This window comes from Fodinibius salsisoli (assembly GCF_026229185.1).
GTDB classification, from domain to species: Bacteria; Bacteroidota; Rhodothermia; order Balneolales; family Balneolaceae; genus Fodinibius; species Fodinibius salsisoli.
Genome location: NZ_JAGGJA010000010.1, coordinates 30,296 through 42,572, shown reverse-complemented (window position 1 = coordinate 42,572; position 12,277 = coordinate 30,296). Strand labels below are relative to the sequence as shown.

General features: G+C 46.5%; 7 protein-coding genes. All 7 read right to left on the bottom strand.

Translation table 11 applies throughout. The annotated features are described in order from the left end of the window. Positions 1-184: 184 nt before the first annotated feature. Complete coding sequence (locus J6I44_RS14495) at positions 185-1,618, bottom strand: c-type cytochrome domain-containing protein (protein ID WP_265766869.1); 1,434 nt, start codon at positions 1,616-1,618, stop codon at positions 185-187. 40 nt (positions 1,619-1,658) lie between these two features. Continuing rightward, positions 1,659-2,579 (bottom strand): sugar phosphate isomerase/epimerase family protein, encoded by a 921-nt coding sequence (locus J6I44_RS14490; RefSeq protein ID WP_265766868.1) that lies wholly within the window; start codon positions 2,577-2,579, stop codon positions 1,659-1,661. A gap of 130 nt (positions 2,580-2,709) precedes the next feature. Beyond that, a complete protein-coding gene (locus J6I44_RS14485; RefSeq protein ID WP_265766867.1) occupies positions 2,710-4,194 on the bottom strand; it encodes a DUF1501 domain-containing protein in 1,485 nt (494 codons plus the stop codon). Positions 4,195-4,206: 12 nt separating this feature from the next. After that, entirely contained in the window at positions 4,207-6,960 is a 2,754-nt protein-coding gene (locus J6I44_RS14480; RefSeq protein WP_265766866.1) for a DUF1553 domain-containing protein, read from the bottom strand. Between the two features lie 548 nt (positions 6,961-7,508). Further along, complete coding sequence (locus J6I44_RS14475) at positions 7,509-9,080, bottom strand: sulfatase family protein (protein ID WP_265766865.1); 1,572 nt, start codon at positions 9,078-9,080, stop codon at positions 7,509-7,511. A 150-nt stretch (positions 9,081-9,230) separates the two neighbouring features. Further along, positions 9,231-10,664 (bottom strand): sulfatase, encoded by a 1,434-nt coding sequence (locus J6I44_RS14470; RefSeq protein WP_265766864.1) that lies wholly within the window; start codon positions 10,662-10,664, stop codon positions 9,231-9,233. Positions 10,665-10,839: 175 nt separating this feature from the next. Continuing rightward, positions 10,840-12,255 (bottom strand): sulfatase family protein, encoded by a 1,416-nt coding sequence (locus J6I44_RS14465; protein ID WP_265766863.1) that lies wholly within the window; start codon positions 12,253-12,255, stop codon positions 10,840-10,842. Between the last annotated feature and the right edge of the window lie 22 nt (positions 12,256-12,277).

The window sequence follows — 12,277 nt, the reverse complement described above, 5'->3', positions numbered from 1 at the left end:
CTTGCCTCCCAACGGATTACGGTTATTCGACCTTCCAATCTTGATCGCCTTTCCTGATACCAATATTTACTCTAGTAGCAGAAATAGAACTGTCCCCCCTCTAACTTTTCCTTTTTAGATAGGCTGGATTCTATACATGTATCTTAGGGATTTTTGAAAATCCGATAGAGTTAAAAGATTGTCCCTATTTACTATCATTTTCTAAAGCGACTGATTTCTTTTCTGCTCCCAAATATACTTTCAAGTTAGGGAGAGTTTCTTGTAAATCCTGGGCTCCTTCTTGGGTTACCTGTGTTCTCCAAACAAAAAGTTTGGTAAGATTGTCCAGTTTTTCTAACTGCTGGATGCCCGCATCAGTGACTGCTGTTCCGTAGAGGTTCAGGTATTCAAGATTGGCCAAGCCCGCAAGTTCAGAAAGTCCTTTATCGGTAATCCGCGTATTTTGTAAATGGAGACGGGTCAAATTAGGAAACTCTCTGATAGGTTGAAGGGCCTTATCTGTCGTCGTTGTTTCCCCAAGATCAAGCCAGGTGAGCTGGGGCGATACCTTTTTCAACATGACTAGTAACGAATCAACTGAATGCTCTTTTTTGATATCAGCCTGTAGCCAATGGCCACGATCTGATACTGGACGAAGATCTACCCCATGTTTCTGTAACTCTGTCTGCACCTTGCTTTCTACAGGATCGATATCCGAGGCTAATAACTTCTCAGCCGGGCTCATATTGGCCTGCGGGTCAACCAAAGTGTTTAAGGCTGATTGGATTTCTTTAGATCTTTTTAGCTCCGACACCCTTTTTTCAAAAGGTGCACCACTGTTGACCCACCATTCTAACAATTTTTTATACTCACTGGTCAAAGGACGCTTCCCTTCAGGGGGCATATGATCATCATGGGCCTCAGGAAGGTTGATTCGCTTTATCATTTCACTTTTATCAGCTTCACCTTCTACAATGATAGGCCCGCCCTCCCCTCCTTTCATCAGCAGCTGACGTGTATGCATCTGTAGTTCTCCCTTCTTTTTGTTCTGGTTGTGGCAGGAGGTACAGCGTGTTTCAAAAATGGGATCAATGATGTCGTTATAGACTGCTGCTTCCTCCAGATTGGTAATTTTTTTGAATCCCTTTTCCTCTTTCGGTGGCAAACCCGCGACCGTTCGCAAGCCATTGGGCATATACTGCGTTAGGTAATCACTGCCATGCGTTAACGATCCTCCGTAGTGACCCGCTATTCCCAGTGCTATCACCATGATAGTCAACAGTGACAAATAGGCCCGGTCCATCAGAGCAGAAGATCTATTCCTGTTATACCGCTTCAACAGGTAGGCTCCCGCTGATGCCACAGCCACCCCCACTCCCGACCACTGGTGGATAATTAGTAGCTGCTCGCCATATCCACCGGCCTGCGCCAGCATATATCCAAGCAGAGCCGCTGCTACAGCCGATAGACTCCCCAACAGCAATACCAGTTCCACTGCTTTATTATACTCATCAAATCGTTTAAGACGCGATACTCCTTCCAGAATAGTCGCCATTACCAAAAAACCAATCGGCAGATGCAGGATCAATGGATGAAAACGTCCCAAAAATAATACGAAATCAGAAACTTCTTGCTCCATGTATTACGCTCATATCTTTTTTATCATTATCAACCTACTATCAGCTATATCGTTGCTTCCACAAATCCATCATATGCTTGTTAATCTCCCACTGATTGCCTAAGGGTTGCCCCGTATACGGTACTGAAGGCATGTAGGTTGGCGGACCAAACTCTGGCGTCATCGTGAGGCTCTTTCCCTCATCGATCTTCTGTTTTACAACCCTGTCCCACCAAGCAAAATGAGCCTCTACGGTCTGCTTCCATTCCGGGGCCCGGGGATCCGTTACCTGTGGCCCTTCCGGATGGCCAATCCGGGAATGTATGTGATCCGTTCGCTGCAGAGCCAACTGCACCGCCTCTGGCTGGTTATCCAACAATGACTCATGCACATTACACCAGTGCGATATATCTAACGTAAGCCGCAATCCGGGAATGTCCTCCATAAACTGCTTTGCAATATGAGCGGCAAAAAGAATCCTTGAACGGTGGGTTTCGTGATAAACCTCAATGCCAGCCGAATCACTCACTTGGATAGTGTAGTCAATAATCTGACTGTTTTGTTCAAAAGGGAAAAAGTCTCGACCTGAATGGCAGTTTATAAACAACGGGTCCAACTGAACAGCTCGGTCTAAATCCTTCTTGAAATCAGCAAAATGTTCATCAAAAGTACTACTTCCTGAACCAACCAAAAGGCCTACTTTAAGATCATACTGACCAGTGACATCAAATAATTCTTCCTGACCTCCTTGATTATTGGGCAGCCAGACTTCGATACCATCATAGCCAGCTTCCCTGGAAGCAGCACAGAACTCATCAAGTGTTCCCGGATAACCCCATCGGGTGGCCAGATAAGTAATCGAGAAATTATCAGGAATGGCAAAGGCTGGCTGATTCTGAGTATCCCCATCGGATTGTCCCATCAATACCCCAGCACCACCCAACGCTATATTAGAGATAAATGTTTTCCGGTCAATGGTCATTTTCAGTTCTTAAATGGTTCGAGTTAGAATAATGGAAAAGCCTTTATTTAGGTGATTTACGAAAAGTAAAAAGGCAAGTGCACAGAAGTAAACATCTTTAGTTCCCCTCTGTCGTCTGGCGCTTACTTTTTTATGCTAAAATATCCTCTACAACATGGCCGTGCACATCCGTAAGGCGGAAGTCCCGACCCTGATGGAAATAAGTTAATTCTTCGTGGTTGAGGCCCATTTGGTTAAGTATGGTCGCCTGCAGGTCATGAATATGTACTCGATCTTTGATACCGGTGTATCCTATTTCATCGGTCTCACCATAAGTCATTCCTCCCTTCACGCCTCCACCAGCCATCCAGACACTAAACGCTTCGGTGTGGTGATCTCGGCCCATAAAAGGCATTTCCTGTCCGTCTCGATTTTCTTGCATCGGTGTACGACCGAACTCTCCGCCCCATACCACCAGGGTTTCTTCCAAGAGCCCGCGCTGTTTCAGGTCTTTAACAAGCGCTGTCATCGGTTGATCTACCTGCCTGCATTTATCACGGAATCCGGCTTCTATTGCGGTGCTTTTGTCGGTGCCATGGGAATCCCATCCCCAATCAAATAGTTGCACAAAGCGGACGTCCTTTTCTACTAATCTCCGGGCCAGTAGGCAGTTATTGGCAAAAGAAGTCTTGCCCGGTTCAGTACCGTACATCTCATGAATGTAATTAGGCTCATCTTCAATGTTCATTACATCCGGCACCGACGTCTGCATCCGAAAAGCCATCTCATATTGCGATATGCGGGTCAATATTTCGGCATCACCCACTTCTTCATACTCTTTCTTATTGATATTGTTAATAGCTTCGATTGCTTTTTTTCGCAGATCTCTATCTATCCCATTCGGATTAGATGCATAAAGTATGGGGTCTCCTTTCGAGCGGCACTGCACGCCCTGATAAACCGAAGGCAGAAATCCACTGCCCCACGCACTTTTCCCTGCACTCGGAGTTTTACCCCCCGAAACCAGCACCATAAAGCCGGGCAGATTGTCATTTTCACTGCCCAAACCATAGGTTACCCATGAGCCCATACTGGGACGCCCTAAGCGAGGACCGCCCGTTAACATCATAAGCTGGGCCGGAGCATGGTTAAACTCATCAGTATGCATCGATTTTATAATCGAAACATCATCTACGATGGTCGAAAAGTGAGGCAATAAATCTGATACCATCACGCCCGACTCACCCCGTTTTTTAAAGTTAGCCTGTGGCCCCATCATCTTGGGAACTCCTTCAATAAAGGCAAACTCTTTACCTTCTAATAAGGAAGGTGGGCAATCTTTGCCATGCAACTTCTGCAGTTCAGGCTTATAGTCAAATAGTTCTAACTGGGAAGGAGCTCCGGCCATATGTAAATAGATAACCCGCTTGGCCTTAGGAGCAAAATGAGGCGGCTTAGGCGCCAGCGGATGTCCTTCAGCCGGTGACTTTTGTTGGCCTTTGGAAGAAGGAAAAGGATTGCAGCCTGTCATTGCAGCAAATGCGAGCCCTCCCAAACCCAGGGAACAGTTTTTCAAAAAATGGCGCCGTGTCTGTGCTTCCAGTTTTCTTTGCCGCAATTCATCAAAAATACTCATATTATTTCCCGTTTAAGATTTGGTCATAAATTCATCCAGGTTCATAATTGCACTTGATACAACGGTCAGCGTAGCCAGTTGCACATTATGCTTCTTACCCATTAGTTCTTCCGCTTCTTTGGGGTGCTGCTGAAAGTGCGCTTTGGTATCACTATAAAGATTCTTTAGATCCTTTAACTTTGCAGGATCGATATCCTGCTTCATGGCAAGTCGGTAGCCCGTTTTCAGCTGCTCCTCAGTACTCTTTGGAGCTTTTTTTATCATCCGTTCTGCCAATCCCTGAGCGGCCTCCACAAACACCGGATCATTTAAGGTGACCAAGGCTTGCAGTGGCGTATTGGTATTCACTCTTTGAGCTACACACACCTCCCGGCTGGGAGCATCAAAAGTGACCATTGAAGGATACGGATTAGTCCGGCGCCAATAGGTGTATAGCGCCCGTCTATGCTTGTCTTCTCCCTCACTGGTCTTCCACTCAAGTCCGCTGTAGACTACCTGCCATAAGCCATCGGGCTGCGGCGGCATCACACTGGGCCCGTACATTTTATCACTCAATAGTCCACCTACAGCCAAGGCTTGGTCGCGAAGCTGTTCGGCGGTAAGCCGTATTCTCGGACCTCGAGCTAATAACCGGTTATCAGGATCCAATTCCCGCAGTTCGGGTGATGTATCGGAGGCCTGTTGATAGGTTGCCGACATCACTATTTGCTTCAACAATTCCTTGACGCTCCAATCATGCTTATTCATTAACTGCAGGGCCAGCCAGTCGAGTAGATCTGGATGCGATGGCAAATAGCCCTGAGAACCAAAGTCGGAAACGGTCTCTACAATACCCGTCCCAAAGAGCTTATCCCAAAGCCGGTTCACTGTCACTCGGGCCGTAAGCGGATTTTCCTTGCTTACCAGCCAGCGCGCCAGCCCCAGTCGACTTTCGGGATATTCGTCCGGCATGGGATTTAAAACTTCCGGAACCCCTGGCTTAACCGTATCACCATGAACCATCCAGTTTCCTCGTTCAAAGATGCGGGTCGTTCGCGCCCGGTTACCCTCAAGTTCAACCATCACAGGTGTTTCAATAACTTCATTGGTATTAAGCAGTGAAGCAAACTTCTCACGAGCCTTTTCATAACCCGGTTTGCCCTTACCCGGTAGCGACTGATGAAAGAGTACCCATTCAATATTATTTACATACCCCTTGTTTCCAGGATCCCTGAATACAAAGTAAAGGTCATGCTTCCCTTCTTGTGGGGCTATAGGGATAGAAGTGATATCAAAGCTTCTCGGTCCGTCATCCTTCCCAATATCCCACAATCCAATGCTTTCTCCTTTTAAACTATCTTTTCGTATCTCAACTTCTCCGGTGGTTCTGCCAGCCCGGTAGCTGATAAACATGCGATCCTTGCCGGTCAAATCCACATCAGTAAGCCGGGCATGTCCGCCGTGCTTTACCGCCAGGTAGCTGTTGGTAGAGGTTATGGTTCCCTTTTTGATCTGATCGAAAGAGTGACCGTGGATCTTTGGTTCCGTCAGGCGAACCAGGTTTGTAAAGTCTTGAACTTCTTTTTTTGATTGCTTGGGATTTTCGATCTGTTTGTTAACCCATTGCCTTATCTCATTAAGCCGCTGCTGATCCTCTTCCCGGGTAAATGTTCTAAGATTCGGAGCTTCACTGGGAACATCTTCATCAGCCGAATTATTGAAATAGGCGTAGGATTTATAGAAGTCCTCATGGCGAATCGGGTCATACGGATGCGCATGGCACTGCACGCATTCCATCGTGGTCCCCTGCCATACGTTCCAGGTAGTGTTTACCCGGTCGATAACCGCAGCCACCCGAAACTCTTCGTCATTGGTTCCCCCTTCATCATTATTCATGGTATTGCGGTGAAAGGCCGTGGCAATAAGCTGTTTTTTAGTGGGATTGGGAAGTAAATCTCCCGCCAGCTGCTCGATCGTGAATTCATCAAACGGCTTATCCTCGTTAAAGGCTTTGATCAACCAATCTCTATATTGCCAAATGCTGCGATGCCCATCCTTCTCGTACCCCTTGGAATCAGCATAACGGGCCAAATCCATCCACATAGCTGCCCAGCGCTCCCCGTAACGCGGCGAAGCAAGTAGTCGATCCACTACCTTCTCGTAAGCATCCGCACTGTTGTCATCTAAAAAGGTTTCCAACTCTTGCTGTGTGGGCGGGATCCCGGTCAGATCAAGTGTTACGCGTCGCAGCAGGGTTCGTTTGTCCGCGCGTGGCGATGGGTTGAGTTCTTCCTCGTTCAGTTTTTGAAGTATAAATTGATCGATCCCATTATTGGACCACTCAGCGTCAACCTCCGGTGGCTCTAGATCCTCCAGCTCCTGGTAAGCCCAATGTTCCCCCCACTGCGCTCCCTGTTCGATCCACTCGGTTAGAAGTTCAATCTCGTCTTCTGGAAGTGGATCACCCTCCGGAGGCATACGCACCTCTGGATCATGATGCGTAATACGACGTATCATCTCACTCTCCTCCGGATTACCCGGCACTATCGCCCGTTCCCCTGACTCATTTTTACTATAGGCCTCTTTCTGAAATAGCAGGCTGAATTGTGCCGATTTTTTTACCCCTCCGTGACAGGCAATACAATTCTTGTTAAGAATCGGTTTGATATCTCTATTGTAATCAACTTGTTCTTCATGACCGAAAAATATATAGAGCCCAAAAGATAAGACCGTAAGTCCGACAAAAAGGTAGACAGTATATTTTTGACCTGAGGGAATTCCCATCATAATTTTTTGTGCTACATGCAGCTATAGTTTTTTATCCCCTTATAAAAAACAATCTTAAAAAAAATCTTTAAACTTGCATAAATTATTCTACAATTATTATAGATTTCCCTAACCTTTCTAATCCAGTTACAAATCTTGGGAAGGCAGATCATTTTTTCCAAGTCATTAATTAACAGATGTCAATATTGGAAAGTACTCTTGTTAGTCTGCAGTAGAAAAAATCATCCCGCTTAATATATGAAAAATGCCAATAGCTTAGCTGGAAAATTCGAGAATGCCCCTAACATTTGATGGGTATATGTTCTGTTCACCGATGTTAATAAAGACAAGTGACCGACCCATTCCCCACTTGATCTTTGCTATTAATCAGGATTGAGGAATAATCTATTCACCATGATGGGGAAAGGTAATGTTTGCTCTCTTCAAAGCTGTAAGGTTGCTGTCAGGCTTGAATATTTCCCGCCAGTAGTACCATCCTCGCGGGCCTACTCACAAATAACACCTCACCTGCCCATCACTTTAGCAGCCAGAAATTCAGATTAAGCTGATTACTTATCCTCTTTTGGCAAATACCGTTCTGTAGCTTCCTCGGTATCTCCATACTGTTCCCGCAGATCATCCAATTGCTGCTTCAACTCTACGACGACATCGGCATAGGCAGAATCATCATATACATTATTCAGCTCATTAGGGTCTTCTTTGAGGTCATATAACTCCCACGCATCTATATCGTAATAGAAATGAATTAACTTATAGCGATCGGTACGTATACCATAGTGGCGCTTCACTTGGTGAGGGCCGGGATATTCATAATAATGATAATACATGGACTGGCGCCAATCGTCTGGAGCTTTGTTTTCGAGTACCGGTCTCAGCGATCGCCCTTGCATAGATTCTGTTATGTCAATCCCAGCATAGTCTAAAAAGGTAGGGGCAAAATCAAGATTAAGAGCAAACTGATCTGTTACACTACCCGCGGGGATATGCCCGTCGTATCGCATCAGCAGCGGCATTCGTAACGATTGTTCATACATCCAGCGTTTGTCGAACCAGCCATGCTCTCCCAGGTAAAACCCTTGGTCAGACGTATAAACAATAATCGTATTTTCGGTAAGTCCTTCTTCTTCCAAATAATCCAGAACGCGCCCCACATTATCATCCACCGAGGCTATCGTAAGCAGGTAATCCTTTATATAACGCTGATATTTCCATTCCTCTAACTTCTTTCCTGATAGATCCTGACGGTGAAAAGCATCGTTCCTTGGCTGATAAGCGGCATCCCAAACTTCGCGTTGTTTCGCGTTCATACGTTTGTACGGTTGAGCCCACCAGCGACCTTGACGCACAATTTTTGTACTACCTTCCTCTTCCGATAACTTCAGGTCATATCCCGGTCCCATCACTTCACCTATCTCCATATACTGCTCCTTAGCAGCGGCAGAGCGCGTTTGGTAATCATCATAGAACGTTTCCGGAAGTGGAATCTCTTCGCCATTATAGTCGTTCAGATGATCAGGACCCGGCATCCAGTTCCGGTGCGGAGCCTTATGGCCCAGCACAAGCAAAAACGGTTGGTCGTCTTTCCTCTTTTTCAGCCAATTGAGGCTAACATCCGTAATAAGATCCGTCACATATCCTTCCTGCCGAACCGTATCGCCCATCTCTATAAAGTCGGGATTATAATAGTAGCCTTGTCCCGGCAATACATTCCAATAGTCGAAACCTGTGGGTTGACTTTTCAGATGCCACTTCCCGATCATAGCGGTCTCATATCCATTTTTTTGAAGGATTTTGGGAAAGGTCACCTGGCTGCCATCGAACTCAGTGCTGTTATCAATATGCCCATTCATATGGCTGTACTTTCCGGTTAGCAATACTGCCCGGCTGGGAGCACAAATCGAATTGGTGACAAAGCTATTTTCAAAACGCATCCCCTCTTCCGCAATACGGTCGATGTTGGGGGTTTTATTGATCCTACTGCCATAGCTTCCAATAGCTTGGTAGGCATGGTCATCCGACATGATGAAGATGATGTTGGGCTTTTCTTTTGGGTCTTCGGAACTGTTGCCAGACTTGCCCATACACCCAACAAGTACAACCGCTACCAGAAACATACTCATTGCACATCTCATCCAACGGAATTTTCTATGCTGACTTGTTTTACAAAAAAATATATCCATCATAAAAAATATGTTTTGTGTTCCTTTGTTAACGGAACCCTTTTATAGATTACTTTTCTTTCCTAAAGTAGATGAATTGTTGGCGTTTTATTAATTATAGTAGCTGATGCCAAGATCATTATCCCTCACTTCGGCCAGTTTCTCATCCAGCTTCTGCTGAAACTGATCCACGATCTCCTCATAAAGCGGATTCCCCGCCAGGTTATTAAACTGTTGTGGATCAAGTTGCATATCGTACAGCTCCATCCCCGCTTCGGCCTCTTCGCCATATTGGATGTAGGCCCATTTATCGGTTCGCAACAGATACCCTATCTCCCCACGCCATCGTGTTACAGAAAAAGCGGCATCGCGGACCGAGTGTGTGGGATCGTCGAGGACCCGGACCAGGCTTTTTCCCTGCAGATCTTCCGAATACTCCAGGTTAGCCAACTCTGCTACTGTAGGATACAGATCCAGTAATTCTGCAAATGAGTGACTAACCGCGGGCTCTTTGCCCGGTACTTTGATAATCATGGGAACCCGAACAGATTCTTCATGCAGTCCCAATTTCATCCAAAACCGATGCTCACCCAGGTGGAATCCATGATCGGAGGTAAATATCACAATGGTATTTTTTTCCAGCCCCTCTTCCTTCAGGGTTTGCAACACCTTTCCTACTTGTGCATCCATGTATGAAACGGAAGCGTAATATCCTGCTACGGCCTTCTTTTCCTGCTCTTCCGACATCTGAGCATTCTTGCTGTTCACGTAGTTAATACCCAGCGGAGGAATATCATCCCAGTCATTCTCAACCTTGGGTGGAAGAACCAACTGCTGGTATGGATACGGTTCAAAATAGTTTTCGGGGGCAACGAACGGTACATGTGGACGAACAAATCCCACCGCCAGAAAAAACGGTTCCTCTTTATGTTTGCGAATCAGTTCACTTGCCTTTTGAGCCGTTTTTCCATCGGAGTGAGCGAGATCTCCCCCCTCTCCTTTCACTACGGTCATCACATTCCCGCCCTCTCTTGGTTTGGTTCCATAGGGATTGTTCTGGACCAACTCCGCTTCGCCTTCGGCTTTCCACTCGGGCCCCTGGCTGTTGTAGCGTTCTGTCCAGGATGCCGGGTCGTCCGTTCCGTTCGACCCCTCCTCAATATCAATCGGCACTCCCATGTGATAAATTTTGCTGACCCGGGCGGTATAATAACCATTATTTTTAAAGAGCTGCGTCCACGATTCACGCTCATTGCCTACATTCTCACGGCCGCTCACATATCTATAGGTTTCTGTAGCGGACGGATAGTAGCCAAACATCAGCGAAGCCCTGGAGGGACCACAAACCGGGTATTGCGAATAGGCTCGTGTGAAGCGCGTACCCTCCGACGCCAATCGATCGATGTTGGGTGTTTGGACGACCTCATTTCCGTAAGAAGAGATCGCCGTTGCTGCTAAGTCATCAGAAATAATGAACAGCACATTCGGTTTTTCATTGTCCTGTGCTGATGACGGACAAACAGACAGAATGATTGCCAATATCATTAAAACGAGACTTTTGATTATGTTGCTCATCCTTTGAGATTCAGGCTGATAAACCCTAAAAGCTGTTTTCATATACCTGTTCATTCTTTTTCTATAACGTGAGTTTCGATTAATCACTTTGGTTATGATAGAGAAGGTCGCTGCTGATCGGTTTCTCAGTGATACTTACTGAATATTACTGCTCCTTTTCCGTTTCTGGATCCGGCCCGAGGTTTGCATCAACCTCATCAGCCAGTTCTTGCATTCTATTTTTGATGTTATTGACAATCCCGGGTTTTTCATCAGCCCGGTTATATTCTTCCGAAGGATCTACCTGGAGGTTGAACAGTTGCGGGTAACCTTCAATCACTCTGAGCTTCCAGTCGCCCATGCGCATCGCTTCAAGATTTCCATTCCGGAAATAGGCGTATTCCTTCCGGGGAGAGGTTTCTTCCTCGCCCTTCAAAAAATTCATCACGTTCTGGCCGTCTAAGGTGTGTTCGGGAAGCGTTCCTCCGCCCGTTTCCAAGAGCGTTCGATAGATATCCGGTGCAGCTACTAACTGATCGGTAACTTGGCCTGGCGGAATTTGGCCCGGCCAGCGTATCATGGCGGGCACACGGTTCCCTCCCTCATAACTGGTATGCTTATAACCGCGAAGCAATCCAGAGCTTCCCTGGTGCCACGGCAGGTTTCCTTCCTGGCGCATGCGGTCTGGCAGGTTGAGCCACGGCCCGTTGTCGGATGCGAAAAACACAATCGTATTATCGGAGATGCCCATCTCATCCAGCTTGTCCAGCACCTGGCCAACGCTCCAATCCAATGTCTCGATAACATCACCATACAATCCACCACGAGACTTGCCACGAAACTCATCGGTCGTATGGATTGGCAGGTGTGCCATATTATAAGCCAGATAGAAGAAAAAGGGTTGCTCTCCCTGACCGTTTTGATCAATAAAATTCAGCGCTTCTGCTGTATATCGAACAGTCAACGAATCCTGATTGACAGGATGCTCTACCATTTCATCGCCCCGATACAACCCTAAAGGCTCATCGGTATTTACCCACGGTTTTCGATAATCATTGGAATAGGGCATTCCGAACCAGCTATCAAATCCCTGACCGGTTGGTAAAAATTTCTTTTGCTTATATCCAAGGTGCCATTTCCCGGCCATTCCGGTGTTATAGCCTGCTTCTTTCAATCCTTCGGCCAGAGTAAGCTCGCTGTCCGGTAATCCTCCTTTGCCGCCTGCCCCTGTTCCACCGTTGAAATTCACACGAGGCATATATCGACCGGTTAAAAGCTGAGTTCGCGAGGGCACACACCACATCGCGGTCACAAAAGAAGTAAACCGTACTCCCTGGCTGCCCAACTCATCAATATTGGGAGTTTTAATAACCGGATGTCCATAACTGCTCAAATCTCCATATCCCACATCATCAAGGAAGAGAACAACAATGTTCGGCGATGATACCGTGGCTTCCGTATCTTCCTGAGGCTCTGTGCAGCCATTCATTAAACCCAAAACTACTATTAGGCTAAAAATAAGGCTCAGGTGCCTGCAGTAATCCGTGTTTGCTGTACTCTTGCTGTCAATCTTACTCATCATCTTCTTAATTTATTGCTATACG

Excerpts from the sequence above, each read along its gene's own strand:
- J6I44_RS14465 (WP_265766863.1), bottom strand. The coding sequence starts at position 12,255 with ATGATGAGTAAGATTGACAGCAAGAGTACAGCAAACACGGATTACTGC.
- J6I44_RS14495 (WP_265766869.1), bottom strand. The coding sequence starts at position 1,618 with ATGGAGCAAGAAGTTTCTGATTTCGTATTATTTTTGGGACGTTTTCAT.
- J6I44_RS14480 (WP_265766866.1), bottom strand. The coding sequence starts at position 6,960 with ATGATGGGAATTCCCTCAGGTCAAAAATATACTGTCTACCTTTTTGTC.
- J6I44_RS14485 (WP_265766867.1), bottom strand. The coding sequence starts at position 4,194 with ATGAGTATTTTTGATGAATTGCGGCAAAGAAAACTGGAAGCACAGACA.
- J6I44_RS14470 (WP_265766864.1), bottom strand. The coding sequence starts at position 10,664 with ATGATATTGGCAATCATTCTGTCTGTTTGTCCGTCATCAGCACAGGAC.
- J6I44_RS14490 (WP_265766868.1), bottom strand. The coding sequence starts at position 2,579 with ATGACCATTGACCGGAAAACATTTATCTCTAATATAGCGTTGGGTGGT.
- J6I44_RS14475 (WP_265766865.1), bottom strand. The coding sequence starts at position 9,080 with ATGAGTATGTTTCTGGTAGCGGTTGTACTTGTTGGGTGTATGGGCAAG.